The sequence below is a fragment of the Psychrobacter jeotgali genome, assembly GCF_904846315.1.
Lineage (GTDB): Bacteria > Pseudomonadota > Gammaproteobacteria > Pseudomonadales > Moraxellaceae > Psychrobacter > Psychrobacter jeotgali.
In genome coordinates, this window is the sequence record NZ_CAJHAF010000001.1 from 2350950 (window position 1) to 2371045 (window position 20096).

The following is a 20096-nucleotide window of genomic DNA, read 5'->3' on the forward strand; positions in this document are numbered from 1 at the left end:
AATGACTAACTCTAGCAAACAAAAACCAGCAGAGACGCAAAATCAAGCTGATTTATTGCCTGAGATAACTCATTATCTAAATGTATTGAATTATCAAATATTGCCAGCTTTTATCCAAACGGGCAGTATTGCTAATGCGATCAATGCTAGAGAGGGTTTGGCAAATCTAACTCATAACTTGCTCACTGAAAAAGTGGATGTCCCTTTAATAGTGGATGACATCATCGAGTGTGAGGCGTCAACTAGCGATGTTTATGATGTACCAGTGCGCCTTTTTTATCCCAGCTTGCCAGCCTATACTGACCAACCTGAGCCCACCTCTTTACCCATAATGCTGTATTTTCATGGTGGTGGCGGGACGGCGGGTAGCGTCGCTGTTTATCATCAGATTTTATGCCGTTTGGCAAAACATACCGGGCATATTGTCATTGCCCCAGAATATCGCCTTGCACCAGAAAATCCTTATCCTTGCGGCCAAAACGATGCTTGCAGCGCTTTACTTGGGTTACCCAAATTGCTCGCCCGCCAGCAAATCAGCCCTACTAATATTGTCGTGGCAGGCGATAGTCATGGCGGGGCTTTGGTGACTAATCTGCTACGTGATCCTAGAGTAAAAGATTCAGATGTAATAGATAAAATCAGCGCCCAAGTACTGATCTACCCCAGCGTTGACTTTACTATGAGCGGTCCTTCTATCGAGAAATATGGCGATGGCTATCTGCTTAGTCGCCAGCGCATCAGCTGGTATTTTGACCAGTACTTTCAAAACAATGAGAACAGAAAAGCCAAATCTGCCCTATTTGCTACCCCAAATGAGCTTAAGGATCAGCCACCTGCGCTTATCATCAATGCAGCAATTGATCCCTTATATGATGAAGGCGCCACCTATGCTAATAAACTTACTGAAGCAGGGGTTAATACCCAGCACATCACTTATGAGCAAGTCATTCATGCTTATCTGAATATGGAAAATCTCAATCCTGACATCTGCCAGCAAACTTATGAGGCTATAGCTGAGTTTTTGAACAACCAAGCTTAAACAGCCAACTGCTATCAAATTTGTTAAAGTAAATAATGTTAATTACTATATAACGGAACCTCTATGTCACAACCTTTGATAAAAGCGGCTGCAGCCAAATTACTAGTAGCAAAAAATATCAGCTTAGCGCTACTGGCCAGCTTAGCGCTAATCGCCTGTAGTCCAGCTGCTGATAATGACGCTGATGCTAATGACCCTATATTAGAGGTGCCGCAAACAGAGGCTGCCAATCAAGTTTCACATGTATCTGTGGCTGAACAAGGCGACATAGAAATTATCGAGCAGCCTATTACCATTCTAGCGCTTGGCGACTCCCTCACCGAAGGCTTAGGCGTTGAGCGTGACGGTAATTACCCAGCGCAATTAGAAGCCCAATTAAAGAAGCTGGGCTACGTCAATGTCGATGTGGTCAATTCAGGGCTTAGCGGTGAGACTAGCACCGGTCTTGTCAATCGTCTGGACTGGGTGACGCAAACTGAGCCTGATATCACTATATTAACGATTGGCGCTAATGATGCTATGCGCGGTCTCGATGTGGCAACCGTTGAGGAAAATATCCGTACCGCTGTGAAGCACCTACAAGATAATGGTAGCGAAGTTATCTTAGGCGGCATGCAAATTTATGACAATTTGGGCGACGAATACGTCAGGTCATTCTCAGACATCTATCCCCGTATCGCTGAAGATATGGATGTGCCAATGATTCCCTTTTTCTTGGAGGGCGTGGGCGGTATTGCTGACCTCAACCAAGCTGATGCCATTCATCCAACCAAAGAAGGCTATACCATTATCGTAAATAATAATATCTTACCGGTGCTACAACCTGAGCTTGAGAAAATGGTAGTAAGTGAGCCTAATTGAAATCATCGCCATTAAAAGAAGAAAAATATGACCGCTACAGTTTCTAGCAATAAAGCGCTACTCACCGCCGCAAACTTAAACAAAACCGTACAAGTTGGCGAGCAATCGCTAGCGATTATCAAAGATGTCAGTATTCATGTTGATGCTGGCGAGTTTGTAGTGATTATGGGGAAATCAGGCTCAGGAAAATCTACTTTGCTAGGCTTGCTTGCCGCGCTCGATTATCCTGATAGCGGTTCGGTTAAACTCGGCGAGCAAACGTTAAGTGCGCTTGGTGAGGATGCGCTGGCGGCTATTCGTCAGCGTGAAATGGGTTTTGTATTCCAATCTTTTCATTTATTGCCCACTTTGACCGTGGCAGAAAATATTGCCTTTCCACTCGATATTGCGCGGCGTCCTGATCAAGTTCGTGTCGATGAATTAATAGAAGCAGTCGGGCTTGGGCATCGGCGTGATAGTTTACCCAACCAACTATCCGGTGGTGAACAGCAGCGTACCGCAGTGGCACGAGCCCTAGTTTCACGCCCCAAAATTGTCTTCGCTGATGAACCCACGGGTAACTTGGATGAACAAAATGCTGATCAGGTTATGCAATTATTATTAGATTTGCGTCAACAAACCGGTTCAGCACTCGTGGTGGTCACTCACGACCCAGCGCTTGCCGAGATGGCGGATCGAGTGATTACCATGCATGATGGTGTAATAAACGGGTCAAAAGTTAATGGATAATGCTGCTAAGAATAAGAAGAAAGAATGGTCTAGCGATGAATTAAATGCAAACTTTATGGCTACTTTAAACTCGGTTTTTACTTCCACCTTAGGTACCCAAGCTCTTACCCGTAGCTGGTGGCGACGCTGGGTTTACCCGGTATTATTCTTAATCACCCTAACCTTATCGCTCGCCACTTATCTGACTCTTGATTCCATTCAACAAGGAGTCAATACCTACATCACTGACAACCAGCGGGCGCTGGTTGGTGGCGATTTGGTACTAGAGAGCAATCAAGAATGGCCGGCGCAAGTCTTAGCACAAGTGCGTACCCTGCCCGACAATCAAGTCGTCTACGATTATCAGTTTAGCTCCATGGCTGTGACCGATGAGCAAACCTTGCTGGTGCGCGTCAAAGGCGTCACGCCCGCCTATCCTTTATACGGAGAAGCTGAAACCGCTTCAGGCAAGCCGTTGTGGCAACAACTCAAGTCTAACACTGTAGTCATCGCCCCAGAAGTATTGCAAGGGTTAAATGCCAATATTGGCGATACCGTTACCATTGGCGATGGACAGTTTACCATCAGCGATGTGCTGACCAAAGAGCCAGATAGACCACTTAGTGCCTTTGATTTTGGTGGTCATGTCCTTATGCAGGATCAGGCGCTGCAGGCAACCAATCTACTTGGTCAGCGTAGCCGCGTGCGCTATCGTATTGAAATGGCAGGAGATGAAGAAACCATAGCCGCACAGCAAGAGCAGCTTGAGCAAATACTGACTAGCTATCCTGATATTAGGCTGTCCGACCTCGATTCCGAGGACACTCAAGTCTCACGTATCTCTGATAATGTGTTGATGTTTTTAAAATTGTTGGTCATTGCGGTACTGCTATTATCCGCCGTCGCCATGTATGGCGTGATTACCGCCTTTGTGACCAAACAGCAGGCCAACAACGCCATTCGTATGGCGATGGGCGAACCTGCCCGTCAAATCAAAGCCAGCTACTATCGGCTATTATTAGGCACCTCCATCATTGCCAGTGTCGCCGCTGTGGTTCTTAGCCTTGGGCTCTTGCAAATCGGGCAGCCCTATCTCACTGCTATTTTGCCAGAAGATATTGGCTTAGCGATTAACCCCATTAGCATTATTAAGACGCTGGTCATCGCCATCATATTGACGCTGGTCATTACCCAGCGTGGTCTCAATGAGCTTGGTACCACCACCCCCGCTACCCTGCTTAATCAAGGTGCGAGCCAACAATCGGGTAAAAAGCTACCATGGTATAAAGGGTATCAACGCTTGCCCCTACTTTGGTACGGGCTGATGTTTGTCGGTCTATATTTATTCTTCACTTATGAAGTCGGTTCTTGGCGACTCTCCGCACAACTGCTTATCGGTTTGATTGGCTTTGTTGCTATATTTTGGGCGCTGGCACGGGGTTGGCTGTGGTTATTATCACGCCTAGCAAAAAATAAAAACGTCAGCTGGATGCAGCGTATTGCCATTCATAATCTGGCACGTAAAGGCAATCAATCGGCGCTGTTCTTCGTCACGCTATCGCTCTCGGTGGCGGTATTAACCTTGATTACTACTTTAAATCACAGCATCAACGCCCAGTTTGTCAACGCCTACCCTGAAGATGCACCGAATATATTTTTGCTCGATGTGCAAAGTGCGCAACACGACGAGATTAATAACATCATTGGCGCACCGGTCAGCTACTATCCCGTTATTCGAGCACGTATCGTTACCGCTGGCGGCGTGGCGGCAGAAGATATCGATGCCGACGACGACTTCGATGAGCCAACTCGAGTTTTTAACTTAAGCTACGCTGATACGGTTATGGACACCGAATACATCGTCGATGCGGTCACCAATAACGAGCTATATAGCCCTATCGATGGTCAAGACTCTCCAATAAAATCAAAGCAATCCCCACTGCAACAAGTACAGCCCTTATCCATATTAGACAGCGCCGCTGAGATGCTAAACGTCGGTATGGGCGATGAGGTAGTGTTTAACATCCAAGGTATCGAGCTGACCGGAGAGATTACCAGTATCCGCTCACGCTTTGAGCGTGGCCCCAGTCCCTTCTTTTATTTCTTATTTGAACCTAAGCTGTTAGCCGCCGCCCCGCAAATCCAGTTTGCCACTGCGCATATACCTGAGGACAGCATCGCTGAGGTACAAGGTCAGCTGGTACGCCAGTTCCCCGCCGTCACTACAGTTGACGGTACGGCTATCGCTGAGCAAATCCAAGGACTGGTGCAGCAGATGAGCCGCTTGGTCTATGTCTTTACCTTGCTGGCTCTTCTCACGGGCATTATGGTACTGATTAGCTCTTTGCTCTCTACTTCACAAGACCGCATGCAAGAGAGCGCCTCATTCCGCTTACTGGGTATGCAAAAGCGTGATTTATATCTGCTTAATATCTTGGAGATTGGCGTACTTGGGGTTAGCGCCGCGGTGTTTGCGATGACGATTGCCAGTGCTGGCGCATGGTTTGCGATTACTCAGTGGTTTGATTTGCGCTTTAGCGTGCCGTGGGCGAACCTAGCGATTGGTGGCGGATTGCTGCTTGCCTTGCTGCTGGGTATTGCGATTATTTATGTCAGATTGGTGATTGGACGCGGGATTATGGCTCGGGTTCGGGCTATGGTTTGAGAAACTAGTAATACATATTACTTGATAGGTCTATGACTGATTTCTACCCTCGACACCTGTACTTTATTAACTTCTATACATGTCATGATGTTTTGATCAAAAATAACATAATTTATACCTGTATTGTGTAATGAGCTACGAAATTTTATCCCATCAACATCCGTATATAATCGAATAAATTCACAGATAAATTGAGTAGGTATATAGTCTAATTCCGAATCATACCTTCTAACAGGTTGAGATAAATCACGACTAATACGTTCTTTAAGTAATCTTGCCTTAATTCTTTTATCAACTTCATTTGGATGGTATAGGGTAGGTATTTCAGTAAAATCGGATATTAATACCTTTTTATTTAAATTAGGTTTAATAGAGAACTTAGCAACAGTTACATCGTCTAGATATGTAGCTCTAATTTCATACAATACTGTATCTTCGTTATTAGATAAATATAAGTAAGGAATACCCAAAGGGTTTGCCCTTCCAGATGTAGTTACCTCTTTTGGCGGACAAGACATGGAGTTCAAATTAAAACATTCATTTCCACTACTTTGATGCAATCGTGCTCTATATAAAATATCATCTTCGCAAATTTGAGACTGACTTTCAAAAAAACCATCCCAACCTAAATCATTTATCAAGTAGTCTATATCGGATAAGTACCTTCTTTCCCATTTCAGCTGCTCTTTCAACTTATACCAGTAATTAACATTATTTTGAATCTCTTGACTATAATCTACTTGAACCTCTGCATTATGAAAAGCTAAATTAAGTTTATTAATGACTACATTTAATACATCACTAGCAACCCTATTGCTAACGAATAAGTCCCATTGACCATGTATCAAGCTTGCTAGACTTTTCCCATCAGCTTTTGTTTCGAAACAGTTTAGAAGCTCTTGAAAGAAGTCTAGTAACTCATCTAAAGAAATAACATTATTTATATTAGATTTGCAAAAATTACATGTTCCAACTTTACCTTCTGAGTTTATGAACCCTTTTAGCTCTTTATCTCCAAAACAACTTTCACATATATTCATAATTATCTATCTAAATAACTTTTAATAACTAGGAGATGATTTTTTATAGTGATCTTCTTGACTGTACCTAAACCAGGGTATTTAGAGTCTCTCAAGTAACCACTAAGTTCATCAATACCCGAATTACTTAAAGGTAACTCATTACAAAAGCGAATAGCTTTTCTTGTCGCTTCAGCAAATTTCCCCTGAACGTTTGAGATAGAGTCATTAGTATCTGAAGTAAAGTGCCTAATCCAAATTTGATTTTCAGCTTCTACATTTATGTACGTAATATTAATTACTACAGCTCTAGGAGTGCTTCCACCTTCAACATACTCTCTAGGTAAAACAGTAAAGTCTCCAAATCCTTGATAATTATCTTCTTCATAATATAAATGCTCTTCAGAAAATTTATGTTCTGGGATACTCAAGAAGTCTGAATTTCTTTGTTGTTTTTCGAATAAATCATCTAATCTTATATAATTTTTATTTAGTCTCTTTATATGTCTATCTAAAGTTCTATATCTATGCGGTTCTAACAATACTATATGATTAATACGCTCATCTTGACAAAGCAAACTAAATTCATCTTCATTAGTAAAACTATCTAAACCAATTATCATACAATGGTTTAAATTGTAACCATTTAAGCAATCTAAAATATAATTTGCGTTGTCTGAGTAAAGGAAAGCATGTCTATACATTGAGTTTTCAAGATCTTCTACATACCTTAAGTAATGCTCAATATCTCCACATGTCTCTCCTACTTGAGGGTTCATAATAAGAAATGGTTCTATTCCAGCTTCGAAAAGGATTTTATTCGCAAGATTAAGACTATTCAAACTTTCTTTAACAGGCTCAATGATTGGAGTTATTTTTCCTAAAGCATCTTCTAAAGCTAAGTCTCTTATAGCAATTAGTTCAAACTGTCGTCCTCTCAAATATGGAAAATACATTTAAAGAACCTTATTGTTTTTGAGCTTATCAATTAAATTCTTCCTCTCTATCTCTTTCAGATTTAAAGAAAGACTCACTTGATTAAACTCGTTGTTAGTTTTTTTAAAAAAAGAATTATGAATCTTTCTGTTTTTCATGGTTTCAAGAAAAATTTTATTTAATTCTTGATATGATATAGTAGATATTAATTTTTTACATATATCGAATTGATTAAAAGAATTTAAATCAGGAATTGTTCCGAAATAGTTATGAACAATACTTAAGTATTCCTTTGAATGCAATACATTCATTAAAGTATCTATATCAATTACTTCATTTCTTATAGGCTCTCTAATTAACTCAAATTTATTGAGATTAGAATCATAAGAAAAAACTGCCACTTCATCATCAAATTTCAGATACTTCTCAACTTGTTGTTCTGGTACAATTATATAAGTTTCGTTAAATATTTTCTTATAAGTTTCTATCTGACTAGATAATCTACATTCTTTATCTAATATGGTTTTTATTTCAAAAGCCTTGGAAACTCCATTAAAGATAGCTAGATCCGAAATTGAGTTACCAAGCCTTAATTCATTGAAGACTATTGAATCTTTATTTATAACATTCTCAACTAAACACTTATTCAAAAATTCATTCTTTAATACATATTCATTTTGATAATTCTTTTGAATATGTTTATATGCTTCTTTTAAGACTTTCAAATAAGTACAACCACGTTTTTCCTCAATTAGATCATAACGATGTAGTTTAGTATTCAATGATTCAAAATCACTTTTGAATAGACGCAGTACTTCACTTCTAGTGAAAAAAGTCGAAAAATCTCTTAATTGGTTTATATCTGTTGCCATCTTGCATCGCCGACCATCTAATTATTGAAAAATATAGTATCAATGAATTTGCTTATTCAAAGGTAAGTAACACATTGTTACTTTACGTCATACTACCCCTATTAGTAAAGCTTTGATTGTATATACATAGTCATTTTGTGAAATAAAAATAGCTATTTTATAAGATGTTTTTCTCAATTATTAAAGCACTCGAAAGCTCAAATTCAAACTCAAATTAAGATTTTAATTATCGTAGTGAACTCTGCCTTAATAAGGCTTTTTAGCCCTGATTGCAGCGGTAGCTTGGTGGGCTGTGGCGCTTACAGCACCTTGCACAGGAGTGATCGCTCGAACGTTGGAACGCTACTGTGCCTAGGTGCTGTGCGCCGCAGACTGCCAACTACAAGCGTAAAGCAGGTCTCCGCTTCAAAAACTACAAAACCCCAATCTCTAAAATCGCAAACCAAAACGCTCGCTATTGATTTAGAGAGCGTTTTTTGATTTATGCGCAGCCTAAATATATCGAGATAAACGGCGATCAGCGCTTTACGCCACGCACATCAAAGCTGGCATTTGCTATACTAACGCCACGCGAACCCGCACACTCACCTAATCAAACAGTCAGATACTGACAACCTCACGGTAACCTTATGAAATTCTCCAAGTTTGGTCAAAAGTTTATTCAGCCTACAGGCATCTCGCAATTGATGGATGATTTGGGCGATGCGCTCAAAAGCGATAAGCCGGTCAATATGCTGGGTGGTGGTAACCCTGCCAAGATTGAGGCGGTAAATGAGCTTTTTTTGGAGACCTATCAAGCGCTTGGCGAAGATAATAGCAGTGGTGAGACCAATAGTAGCGCTATTATTAGCATGGCGAATTACTCTAATCCGCAAGGTGATGCTGAGTTTATCGATGCTTTGGTCGGTTTCTTTAATCGTCATTATGATTGGAAGTTGACGGCGGACAATATTGCGCTGACCAATGGCTCGCAAAATGCGTTTTTCTATTTATTTAATCTGTTTGGCGGGGCCTTCAGTGATGATAAGCTTGATGAAAGCAGTCAATCAGTAGATAAGTCTATCTTGCTACCGCTCGCACCTGAATACATTGGCTATAGCGATGTGCACATCGATGGTCAACACTTTGCCGCAGTACTGCCGCATATTGATGAAGTTACTCATGATGGCGAGGCAGGATTCTTTAAATATCGCGTTGATTTTGAAGCATTAGAGAACTTGCCTGCGCTAAAGGAAGGCCGTATTGGGGCGATTTGTTGTTCGCGCCCGACCAATCCAACGGGCAATGTATTGACCGATGAAGAGATGGCGCATTTGGCGGAGATTGCTAAGCGTTACGAGGTACCGCTGATTATCGATAACGCTTATGGCATGCCTTTCCCTAATATTATTTATTCAGATGTACAACTGAGCTGGGATGACAATACCATTCTCTGCTTTAGCCTATCCAAAATCGGCTTGCCGGGGGTGCGTACGGGTATTATTGTTGCCGCTCCTGAAGTTATCGAAGCGGTCAGCGCGATGAATGCAGTGGTTAATCTCTCACCAACACGCTTTGGTGCATCTATTGCCACGCCACTGGTCAACAATGACGCTATCAAGCAGTTATCTGATAATGAGATAAAGCCGTTTTATCAGCAGCAAGCCAAAACCGCAGTTGCGCTACTTAAAAACGAGCTGGGCGATTATCCATTGTCTATTCATAAGCCAGAGGGCGCGATATTTTTGTGGTTATGGTTTAAGGATTTACCGATTACCACCCTTGAGCTGTACGAGCGTCTCAAAGAAAAAGGCACGCTTATTGTGCCAAGCAAATACTTCTTCCCTGGCGTTGATGTGGATAATTATAAGCATGCGCATGAGTGTATTCGTATGAGTATTGCTGCTGATGAAGACACGTTGACCAAAGGTATTGCGGTTATTGGTGAGGTAATTAGAGAGCTTTATGATAAAGCTAAGTAAAGATCTTGAAGAGCTTTAACCCTAAAAAAAAACGGACTAATGAATAGTCCGTTTTTTATTTTAATGAAAACCTCTCTTTTAATTAAGTGCTTTCAGTAATTCATTAACACTAAGCTTACCAAAGTCATTGGCCGCTAAAGGTCCATCGCCTGAGATCAGCTTTCTATCTTGATGCGTCTGTCCTGAAGCCAGTTTATTATCAATAGTGACGCCCAAATCTTCTAGCTTTTCGCCAAAGTACCACGGCATCGTTCCGGGCAGATAACCGATTTTTGGCATTTGCTTATCCATAACAGTCGGGAACGCGACCATTTTGTAGCCTTTAAAAATAAAATCACCCTCAGCGGTATCTGTCTTATCAGAGCTATCAGGACTTTCTAAATGAGCCGCCAATAAAGCTGCAGGACCATGGCAAATCGCTAAAGTAAATAAATCGTTTTCATGACCCCAACGCAGTAATGCGCCAAGATTTTTATCTTCAGGTAAGCCTAGCATGGCACCATGACCACCCGGGATAAAAATCGCTGCATAGTCATTGCTATCTGCCATATCGTTGGCGACAAATCCTGCGATACTATTTGGGTTCTCAAGCTTGGACTCATAATCGCTATAGATTTGTTTAACGTCGTCATCGTCCTCTGGCATTGCCCACTGCTCAACTTTGACAGCATCGCCTGTTGGAGTAAATACATCTACCTCGAAGCCCGCTTTTTTAAAGTGCAATAAAGGCAGCATCATCTCAACGGGATGATTACCGGTATCAAACTTATGACCATTCTCCATGGTCATATACTGCTCTTCGGTGCAGACCATCAGGATTTTTTTATTGCCCGTATACGGATTGTCATACTCGGTGTGGTCATAGTTGGTTTTATTGGGTGCTGCTATCTTTAGCGAAGATGTCGAGGGAATATAAACCCCGGCTTCGGTTTCTTGCGGCTGTAAACCTAAGGTATCTTTGGCGTTGTCTAAAGTGTCTTTAGCTTTGTCTATTAGATCTTGAATGTTCATAGCTTTTCCTTTTTATTATGTATTTAGGTTTGATAGTTAAACTGAATAACTAAAAATGATACCTTTAAAGTAACAAAAGAAAGCGACATTAAATAGACGAGAGTTTTTGTGTTTCGTAAGCTTTGTAAAGCGCAAGTGGTTGAGTTGCTGATCTTACAAATTAAAAGGGCTATGGATGAGTTACTTTGAAAATATTGTTATTTAGTGCTACTGATATTCATTTTGCGCAGCCTCTGTCGGCGTAGGCACAGCACGCAAGTAAAATGAATATCAGTAGCACGGGACTAAATTTGTCAATTATATTTACTACTGAATAGGTGTCAGCTGTTTTTAACGGGTTTTCTTTAACATCTTATTTGGTGAACTACTAGACTGAAAAATCGTTGTCCATTTATTCAATGCAAACAGTATAAAAGGTAGCAAACTAGTATTGAGAAGATCATGGAGACTAGCCTTTATATCTGCGCCTTTTAATGCCCAGATACCTTTTGGCAGAATAATATGACGGTTATCAAAATACTCTCCTAGCAATGCCACACCAACAACTATCAGTAACGCTAGAAATGCCCTGATATTATGATTCTTGATGATAGGACGCAGCACAAACAAGCACAGCAGGTAAATACCGACACCGACATAAATGTGCAAAGCGTCTTTGGCAAGACCCGTGGTCTCCACGATATTAATCTTAAAAGTAGCAAAATCCACTGATGCTTCCACACATAATAGCTAAAACAAATAATAAAAAGGTGAGTTACGCTGTCGTGAACTCACCTTACCATTTAATCGTATATTTTGTTAATCTTATATCTTGCTGTTATTCACTTACACATCCCAAGCTACAAAATTCTTCAATAACTGCAAACCTGCAGTATGACTTTTTTCGGGATGGAACTGGGTGGCGAACAAATTATCTTTAATAATACTGGCACAAAACGGCTGACCATAATCACAAACAGCAGCGACTTGTGAGCTATTCGCAGGATCACAGTAGTAGCTGTGCACAAAGTAAAAGTGCGCATTATCTTCAATACCGTGCCATAGTGGATGCTCAAGATCCATACTATTAATGGTGTTCCAGCCCATGTGCGGTATTTTAATCGCCGCGCCCTGCTGGTCTTTCCAGGTCGGATCAAAGGCTTCTACGCTGCCCTTTAGGATGCCCAAACAAGCGGTGCCACCATTTTCAGCGGATTGCTCAAACAAAGCTTGCATACCCACGCAAATCGCCATTACCGGCTTGTTAAAGATAGCATCACGTACGACATCATCGATGCCCGCCTCGTGCATGCCGATCATACAATCACGCATGCCGCCGACGCCGGGGAAGACGATCTTATCGGCGGCGGCGACCACTTTAGGGTCGTTAGTGATGATCACATCTGCGCCGACGTTCGATAGTGCCTTGCTGACCGAGTGCAAATTACCCATGCCATAATCTAGTAGAGCTACTTTAGTGGCTTTACTCATCTAGAACGCCTCTTTGGTCGATGGCAAGGTATTTAATGCCCGCTCATCATATTCGCAAGCCATACGCAGCGCACGAGCAAAGGCTTTAAAGGTAGATTCGATTTGGTGATGGCTGTTTTTACCTTTGAGGTTATCCAAATGCACCGTCATCCACGAGTGATTAACGAAACCGAAAAAGAACTCGCTGAACAGATCGACATCGAAAGTGCCAACATGCGAGCGGCTAAAAGGAATGTCCATATGTAGACCCGGACGACCTGATAAGTCGACAACGGCGCGCGTAAGAGACTCGTCTAATGGCGCATAAAAATGCCCATAACGACGAATACCTTTTTTATCTCCAAGAGCTTTGGCAAAAGCTTGGCCTAAAGTAATACCGGTATCTTCAACGCTATGGTGATCGTCAATATAGGTATCGCCGACACATTTGATATCTAAGTCAAATAAACCGTGACGCTTGATTTGATCAATCATATGATCTAAAAACGGTACGCCGGTATCGACCGTGCCTTGACCGGTACCATCTAGATTGACGGTACAAGTAATCTGAGTCTCAGCGGTGTTACGCTCAACGGTAGCAGTACGTGCTGGGCGACCGTATAAAGTTTGGTTATCCGATTGGTTTTGATTGGCGCTCATGGCTACTCTCTATAAATATAAAGTCAATAAAAATAGGGCTAAAAGCCCAGCGTGTTTAAAGTACAACAAAGATAAAGAAATCAAATATTAACTATATCATAGCAAAGTGCAGCAATTACGGCTATGGCAGGACGGTAAAGCACGCCTATATTTGTACTATTCTGCTAAAATAAAGGATTTAGTATTCTTAATCAACGTATTACAAGCCGCCCTTTTATAACCGTTAGGAGTTGATCATGCCTTTAGAAGCCATAGCTATTAACAGCCTAGATGCGCCCTTAATAAAAAAGCCCGCCCGTGACAATGAGTTAGCCGAGCGCTTGCAAGCTTTATATGATGCCGATGATAATCAGCCTAGTGGTACAGAGGTGTTAAATATCATTGAGCAAGGCTTTAAGCGCGGGCAATATCTCTATGTCGGCATGTTCAATGATAAGCCCATCGCCGCTGTGGGCTGCTTCGATGATGGGCAAACAGATGCCAAACGCTTGCAATATCTAACCGTACATCCACAAAATCGTGACCGCGCTATCGATGCCAAGTTTATCAAACTGGTTTATGATAAGGAGGTCAAAAAAGGCGTGCGCCAGTTTGTACCGGTTGATAGCGATATTCATCAGATTATGAGCGAATATGAGTTACTACAAGTCAAAAACTAACATATAGTTGATGCCAAATTAAATAAATACACTAAACTATAGCGCTAAAATAAAAGTAAATTTGCGCTTTTACGATAAATAAAGCAGAAATAACTTGACAGCATGGCTTATATTTAGTTTAATAGCGTCCTCAACGAAGACGGCTCGATAGCTCAGTAGGTAGAGCAACGGATTGAAAATCCGTGTGTCGGCAGTTCGATCCTGCCTCGAGCCACCATTTCGTTACCCAATTTCAGTATAAATAAAGAGCCCTAAACAGCGATGTTTGGGGCTTTTTTATGGGCTATCATAATTACCTTAGTTCTCTGTACTCACTGACTCATAACACTTTTACGCTATTTTATCCTTGCGCGCTCAGTATACTTAATAAAACAATTATAAAAAGTGGGTGCTATGAGAGAATTTGATTATGATTTAGACTATAAAAGTTTAGATTTGCGTAAGCATCCTGAGCTCTACCGAATTGGTCGTGGTGAGCAAGGCGTATTATTGGTTGAGCCTTATAAATCAGAGATTCTGCCGCATTGGCGCTTTGCTACCCCTGATATCGCTCTTGAAAGTAGCGAAACTATTTATCAAATGTTTTTAGATTATCTAGCAAATGATGATTTTGTTGGTGCCGATATGGCACGCAAATTTATCCAAATGGGCTATACTCGTGCAAGGCGCTACGCCAATCATAAAGGCGGCAAAAAATACAAAGGCCCCGTCCCTGACGATAAAAAAGGTCAAAGCGGCGCTCATGGGCGCGAAGAATTGCCTCGTCAAGTTGAAGACCCTATCAAAGCTGAATCGGCGCGTATTTTTAAACAAAAATGGGATCTATGTCGTAACAATGAAGACTACCTAAAAATGAAAGCCGAGCATCGCGCACGTTATAAAGACGTAGAATAATAGCCATATCATTTATTAAATAATAGGTAAAATAATGCAAAAACAACTTTTGATTTTTGATTTTGATGGTACTTTAATCGATAGCGTACCCGATTTGGCTACCGCTACTAATACTATGCTAAAACAGCTTGGGAAGCCGACTTACTCCCTAGATACTATAAAAGGCTGGGTCGGTAATGGCTCACGGCTACTGGTAGAGCGCGCTTTGGTAGGGAAGACAGAAGTGCCAACAGAGGCGTTAACTAAAACAGAAGCTGATTACGCTGAGCAGCTATTTCTTGAAGCTTATAACAATATTAAAGATAGCAAAACGGTAGCCTATCCAGATGTCGATAATGGACTGAAAAAGCTATACGACGCTGGCTTTACCTTAGCGTTAGTGACCAATAAACCTATTCGTTTTGTGCCCAAAATCCTGCAATCATTTGGCTGGCAAGATTTATTTGCAGAAGTGCTAGGCGGTGATAGCTTACCTACCAAAAAACCTGATCCGGCGCCGCTACTCCATGTTTGTGACGTGCTAGGCGTCATGCAAGATAAAGCAGTGATGATCGGCGACTCCAAAAATGATATCTTAGCGGGTCAAAATGCCAAGATGGACACTATCGGACTGTCTTACGGCTATAACTATGGACAAGATATTCGCGACTTTCAGCCAACCAAAGCCTTCGATAGCTTCGCTGAACTAGTCGATTATCTTTTAACCTGATGACGCTCTTATCAATCGATCTATAAAGCCTTCTTTAAAAACTGTAGCCACCAACGGAACTTGTGACATGACCGTCCCTAGCGATATTACTATTGCCCAAAATACTATTTTACAGCCTATCAACACTATTGCCCAACAGCTGGGTTTGTCGATAAATCATATAGAACCGTATGGACACTACAAAGCTAAAATAGATCCGAATGCGGTGTTTGCAGCACCTGCCAAAACCAAAAATAGTAAATTAATATTGGTCACCGCTATCAATCCTACTCCTGCTGGAGAAGGTAAAACCACAGTCACTATCGGCTTAGCTGATGCTTTAAACCGAATTCATAAGCAGCAGAATAATGGTAAAAAGACCACCGTTGCCATACGTGAGCCTTCCTTAGGTCCGGTATTTGGCATGAAAGGCGGCGCAGCCGGTGGCGGTTATGCGCAAGTGCTGCCAATGGAAGATATTAATCTACATTTTACTGGGGATCTGCATGCCATTAGCGCGGCTAACAACCTACTGGCAGCTCTGCTAGATAATCATATTTATCAAGGTAATGCGCTGGATATCGACCCCAAGCAGGTGTTTTGGCGGCGGGCAATGGATATGAATGATCGCCAACTGCGTAATATCATCGGCGGCTTAGGGAGTAGGACTGATGGGGTCGCTCGTGAAGATGGCTTTGATATCACCGTGGCTTCAGAGGTCATGGCGATCTTCTGTTTGGCGACCGATTTAGCTGATTTAAAACAGCGTTTGGGCAATATTTTGGTGGCGCTTAATAGAGATAAACAACCGGTTTATGCGCGTGAGCTTAATGCCCACGGCGCTATGGCTGCGCTGTTAAAAGAAGCTATTAAACCTAATTTGGTACAGACTATTGAGGGTACGCCCGCTATCGTACATGGCGGCCCGTTTGCCAATATCGCTCATGGCTGTAACTCGGTGATTGCTACCCGTGTGGCTATGCACTTGTCCGATTATACTTTGACCGAAGCGGGGTTTGGTGCCGATTTAGGGGCACAGAAGTTTTGTGATATTAAATGCCGATTATCAGGGTTAACCCCAGATGCTGCGGTTATCGTAGCGACTATTCGTGCGCTGAAATATAATGGCGGCGTTCCGAAAGAGGAGCTGACGCAAGAGAATTTATCAGCGCTGGAGCAAGGTTTGCCTAACCTGATGAAACATATTGAAAACATGGAGGACGTTTATGGTTTGCCAGTGGTCGTCGCTATCAATCAGTTTATTAGCGACAGCGACGCCGAGATTGAGCTGGTGCGTCAGGCCTGCGCTGATAAAGGGGTCAAGGTTGCGCTAACTCAAGTATGGGAAAAAGGCGGCGCTGGCGGTGAAGCATTGGCGCATACTTTGCTTGAATTACTCGATAGCCCAGAAAACCAGTCCAGCCCATTCCGCCTAGCTTACGCTAGTGATAATAGCATTGCTGACAAAATCTGCACGATAGCACAGCGTATTTATGGGGCTGGCGATATTGATATAAGTAGCCTTGCCCAATCTAAGATACGCCAGTTAGAAGCATTGGGTTTAGATAGAATACCCATTTGTATCGCCAAAACTCAGTATTCGCTCAGTGATGATGCCAAGCTACTGGGAAGACCTACTGGCTTTACCATTCATGTGCGCGATATCAGTATCTCGTCGGGTGCAGGGTTTATCGTGGTGATCTGCGGCCCTATTATGAAAATGCCGGGGTTGCCCAAGATGCCTTCAGCCGAGCGCATCGACGTGGATGCAGCGGGTAATATTACTGGGCTATTCTAGTTACAAACTACTTACTTCTATAGCTTAGCGCCTCAGAGACATGGGCGCTAGTAATATCGATACTATCGGCAAGATCAGCAATGGTGCGCGCCACCCTTAATACCCTATGATAACCACGCGCCGATAGATTAAGACGCTGCTGAGCCAGCTGTAATAGTTGCTGCTCGCCCTCGCCTAGCTGAATATATTTATCAATTTCGCTAGGACTCAGCTCATTATTTACTTTTTGTTGGCGCTTTAACTGGTGTTTATGCGCAACAGCTACTCTAGCCCGGACTTGTTCAGAGGTTTCTCCTGCCTGCGCATTTTGCAAATCAGCGATAGGTAGCGCTGGCACAGTAATATGCAAATCAATACGATCAAGTAGTGGCCCCGATAGTTTATCCTGATAGCGTTTAATCTGCTCAGGACGACAGCGGCAACGCCCTGAAGCATCGCCATCATAACCACAAGGACACGGATTCATCGCGGCTACTAATTGAAAGTTAGCGGGGAATGTCATTTGTGAATTGGCCCGGCTGATGGTAATTTGCTTAGCCTCCAATGGCTGACGTAATACCTCCAAAACACTACGCTCAAACTCAGGTAGCTCATCGAGGAATAAAACGCCTTTATTGGCAAGCGTAATCTCGCCAGGTTTGGGACGTGAACCCCCACCCACCAAAGCCACAGCGGATATAGTGTGATGAACCTGGCGAAAGGGTCTAGTACCGTAATCGTAGTCGCTGTCAGCCACCGAATAAGTGCTGGCGACCTCAAGCGCATCTTCAGCACTCAGATCTGGCAAAATAGTAGGCAGACGCGAGGCCATCAAGGTCTTGCCAGAACCGGGCGGCCCTGTAAATAATAGCGAATGTCCCCCTGCCGCTGCAATCTCAAGGGCACGCCTAGCATGATGCTGACCTTTGACATCGGACAGATCCACTTTATAAGCCACCTGTTTTTGGGCAGTCGTAGGAATAACCACTGTTAAGCTATTATCGTTTGCGCTTGGATCAGCTAACGATTGTAAATGGTCACAAACGGCTTTTAGGCTCTCAGCGCCTAGTACCTCTACCCCTTCAACTCGGCTAGCCTCAGCACCATTATCGAGAGGGACTATTAACTGCAGGGGTTGCTGAAGAATTTGCTGCATTAATGCCAATTCTAGATTATCAGCCGTTAACACTTTTGCAGCTTTTGATTTTTTGGCCGCTATTCCCTCAGCTTTTATCGCCCGTGCTACAGCCAAGCTACCAGTCACTTGACGTAGATTACCGTTTAGTGCCAACTCACCGATAAACTCAAACCCTGCTAGCACTTCTGGATCAAGCTGATCACTAGCGGCTAGGATACCGATGGCGATAGGTAAATCAAGACGAGCACCGTCTTTTGGCAGATCAGCGGGCGCTAGATTAATAGTTAAACGCCGATTAGGGAACTGAAAACCGGAATTGAGAATGGCGGAGCGTACTCGATCTTTACTCTCACGAACCGCCGCTTCTGGCAACCCTACAATAGTCAGAGCGGGCAAGCCCTGCGATAGATGTACCTCAATGATGACCTTGGGTGCGTGCAGACCGACGACCGAACGGGTATAGACTTGGGCAAACGACATGAGCGTTTCCTAGTGAGAGGTCTTTTGATAATAAAGCATCATCTGTCAGTACGCAAATGTTGTCTTCTATTATTTAAAATTGTGATAAATTTCTAAAGTAAATACCTAATATATTCACTTAAAATGGACAATCGGTTTAAAAAAACCCACTAAGCATTAGATATTAAGGTAAGCATAAACTGACTAAACCCTAATCAAAAACACTTTAATTAAATAGTATGAAACATAATATGAAAAATAGCATGAAACTAGGATTTTTATGACTAACTTCGATTATACCCATTACCTCAAACAGCTTGGGTTTACCCAGTCCGAGATTGATAAGCCCATTACACCGGATTTAGAGACTCTAAAGCGCTTACAATTGGCGCATTTAACCCAATTTCCTTTTCAGAGTGTAACTACCGTCTTAGATCGGGCTGTGGATTTAGAACAAGCTAGCGTCTATAACAAGCTGATTGAGCGCCGCTTAGGAGGCTACTGTTATGAGCTCAATGGTTTGTTTTTAGCCTTGCTACGCCATTTGGGCTATGAAGCAAGAATTATTACTGGCACTGTCATTATTGATAATCAGCTAGAGCCTCGTAATGCTCGTACGCATATGGCTATCATAGTGACTATTGAGGCTCAAAATTATTTAGTTGATGTCGGTTTCGGGGGTTTAGCCCCCAGCGCACCTCTATTATTTACTTACAATCAATCGGGTGAAAAACCTAAAGGTCAAAGTACTAACCAGCAACAACAGCCGCAAATACAAACCACCCCGCATGGGCGCTATAAAATAGTTAAAGATGAGCGTTTTAATAATCAATCCACCCGCCCCATCCTTCCAAACACTACCGTAAACTATGAGCGCTATATTCTATGCTGCGAGGTCAAATCAGAATGGCAAATGCTCTATCTCTTCGACTTATTGCCCCAAACCAAAATGGATATGATCGTCGGTAACTGGTATATCTCCACTTATCCCAAATCCCCTTTTAAAAGTAGGATTATGGCCTCAAGAATGGAAAATAACGGCATCAGACACACCTTACTAAACCAGACATATCGCAGGCATCAGGTGGGCAAGCCCAGCCAAACTAAAGTATTGGCTAGCGTTGATGAGCTTTTATCTCAGCTCCAAGAAAAGTTCTTTATGAATTTAAAAGATGAGTTGACAACTGAGGAGCATCAATGCTTACAAAGCTTTTTGGATAGTCATGCAAAAGATAAATCTTAGGTCACCTATGAATGTAAAAGTGTCAGAAGCCTAAAGGGCATCTCACCAATATTGAGA

At 42.5% G+C, this 20096-nt stretch carries 18 protein-coding genes and 1 tRNA gene; 11 read left to right on the forward strand and 8 right to left on the reverse strand.

The features are described 5' to 3' along the window. The first annotated feature begins 1 nt into the window (after position 1). The 4 genes from JMX18_RS09670 to JMX18_RS09685 all read left to right on the forward strand — a co-directional run bounded on the left by JMX18_RS09670 (position 2) and on the right by JMX18_RS09685 (position 5273). Positions 2 to 1039 carry an alpha/beta hydrolase gene (locus JMX18_RS09670; protein WP_201587274.1) on the forward strand — a complete coding sequence of 346 codons (1038 nt, stop codon included), beginning with the start codon at positions 2 to 4 and terminating at the stop codon, positions 1037 to 1039. Between the two features lie 63 nt (positions 1040 to 1102). Continuing rightward, complete coding sequence (locus tag JMX18_RS09675; protein ID WP_201587275.1) at positions 1103 to 1900, forward strand: arylesterase; 798 nt, start codon at positions 1103 to 1105, stop codon at positions 1898 to 1900. Between the two features lie 27 nt (positions 1901 to 1927). After that, positions 1928 to 2629 carry an ABC transporter ATP-binding protein gene (locus JMX18_RS09680; protein WP_201587276.1) on the forward strand — a complete coding sequence of 234 codons (702 nt, stop codon included), beginning with the start codon at positions 1928 to 1930 and terminating at the stop codon, positions 2627 to 2629. 55 nt (positions 2630 to 2684) lie between these two features. Next, positions 2685 to 5273 carry an ABC transporter permease gene (locus JMX18_RS09685; protein WP_227674624.1) on the forward strand — a complete coding sequence of 863 codons (2589 nt, stop codon included), beginning with the start codon at positions 2685 to 2687 and terminating at the stop codon, positions 5271 to 5273. Positions 5274 to 5290: 17 nt separating this feature from the next. On the opposite strand, the gene JMX18_RS09690 is transcribed toward JMX18_RS09685, so the two are convergent. From JMX18_RS09690 to JMX18_RS09700, 3 genes are read right to left on the reverse strand one after another with little or no spacing between them, the layout of a single operon-like run. After that, on the reverse strand, positions 5291 to 6313 hold the full coding sequence (locus tag JMX18_RS09690; RefSeq protein WP_201587279.1) for an RES domain-containing protein: 1023 nt from the start codon (positions 6311 to 6313) through the stop codon (positions 5291 to 5293). A 2-nt stretch (positions 6314 to 6315) separates the two neighbouring features. Beyond that, a complete protein-coding gene (locus JMX18_RS09695) occupies positions 6316 to 7248 on the reverse strand; it encodes a sce7725 family protein (RefSeq protein WP_201587280.1) in 933 nt (310 codons plus the stop codon). Next, positions 7249 to 8100 carry a sce7726 family protein gene (locus JMX18_RS09700; RefSeq protein ID WP_201587281.1) on the reverse strand — a complete coding sequence of 284 codons (852 nt, stop codon included), beginning with the start codon at positions 8098 to 8100 and terminating at the stop codon, positions 7249 to 7251. Positions 8101 to 8729: 629 nt separating this feature from the next. On the opposite strand from JMX18_RS09700, the gene JMX18_RS09705 reads away from it, so the two are divergent. Beyond that, complete coding sequence (locus JMX18_RS09705) at positions 8730 to 10061, forward strand: valine--pyruvate transaminase (protein ID WP_201587282.1); 1332 nt, start codon at positions 8730 to 8732, stop codon at positions 10059 to 10061. Positions 10062 to 10139: 78 nt separating this feature from the next. Here JMX18_RS09705 and JMX18_RS09710 read toward each other — a convergent pair whose 3' ends face one another. The 4 genes from JMX18_RS09710 to hisB form a co-directional block, all read right to left on the reverse strand. Next, on the reverse strand, positions 10140 to 11072 hold the full coding sequence (locus JMX18_RS09710) for a DJ-1/PfpI family protein (RefSeq protein ID WP_201587287.1): 933 nt from the start codon (positions 11070 to 11072) through the stop codon (positions 10140 to 10142). A 330-nt stretch (positions 11073 to 11402) separates the two neighbouring features. Beyond that, positions 11403 to 11780 (reverse strand): hypothetical protein, encoded by a 378-nt coding sequence (locus JMX18_RS09715; protein ID WP_201587289.1) that lies wholly within the window; start codon positions 11778 to 11780, stop codon positions 11403 to 11405. A 117-nt stretch (positions 11781 to 11897) separates the two neighbouring features. Further along, positions 11898 to 12542: an imidazole glycerol phosphate synthase subunit HisH gene (gene hisH, locus JMX18_RS09720; protein ID WP_201587291.1), complete on the reverse strand. Its 645-nt coding sequence runs from the start codon at positions 12540 to 12542 to the stop codon at positions 11898 to 11900. Next, positions 12543 to 13181, reverse strand: coding sequence for an imidazoleglycerol-phosphate dehydratase HisB (hisB, locus tag JMX18_RS09725; protein ID WP_201587293.1), 639 nt, complete (start codon positions 13179 to 13181; stop codon positions 12543 to 12545). A gap of 236 nt (positions 13182 to 13417) precedes the next feature. On the opposite strand from hisB, the gene JMX18_RS09730 reads away from it, so the two are divergent. From JMX18_RS09730 to JMX18_RS09750, 5 genes are all read left to right on the forward strand, one after another. Then, positions 13418 to 13840: a hypothetical protein gene (locus JMX18_RS09730; protein ID WP_201587295.1), complete on the forward strand. Its 423-nt coding sequence runs from the start codon at positions 13418 to 13420 to the stop codon at positions 13838 to 13840. A gap of 141 nt (positions 13841 to 13981) precedes the next feature. Next, a tRNA-Phe gene (locus JMX18_RS09735) sits at positions 13982 to 14057 on the forward strand. Positions 14058 to 14233: 176 nt separating this feature from the next. Continuing rightward, positions 14234 to 14734 carry a DUF4385 domain-containing protein gene (locus JMX18_RS09740; protein WP_201587297.1) on the forward strand — a complete coding sequence of 167 codons (501 nt, stop codon included), beginning with the start codon at positions 14234 to 14236 and terminating at the stop codon, positions 14732 to 14734. A 34-nt stretch (positions 14735 to 14768) separates the two neighbouring features. After that, entirely contained in the window at positions 14769 to 15443 is a 675-nt protein-coding gene (locus tag JMX18_RS09745) for a phosphoglycolate phosphatase (protein WP_201587299.1), read from the forward strand. 67 nt (positions 15444 to 15510) lie between these two features. Next, complete coding sequence (locus JMX18_RS09750; protein WP_201587300.1) at positions 15511 to 17220, forward strand: formate--tetrahydrofolate ligase; 1710 nt, start codon at positions 15511 to 15513, stop codon at positions 17218 to 17220. A gap of 7 nt (positions 17221 to 17227) precedes the next feature. Here JMX18_RS09750 and JMX18_RS09755 read toward each other — a convergent pair whose 3' ends face one another. Further along, on the reverse strand, positions 17228 to 18817 hold the full coding sequence (locus JMX18_RS09755) for a YifB family Mg chelatase-like AAA ATPase (protein WP_201587303.1): 1590 nt from the start codon (positions 18815 to 18817) through the stop codon (positions 17228 to 17230). A 259-nt stretch (positions 18818 to 19076) separates the two neighbouring features. On the opposite strand from JMX18_RS09755, the gene JMX18_RS09760 reads away from it, so the two are divergent. After that, positions 19077 to 20039 carry an arylamine N-acetyltransferase family protein gene (locus tag JMX18_RS09760; protein ID WP_201587311.1) on the forward strand — a complete coding sequence of 321 codons (963 nt, stop codon included), beginning with the start codon at positions 19077 to 19079 and terminating at the stop codon, positions 20037 to 20039. Positions 20040 to 20096 lie beyond the last annotated feature (57 nt).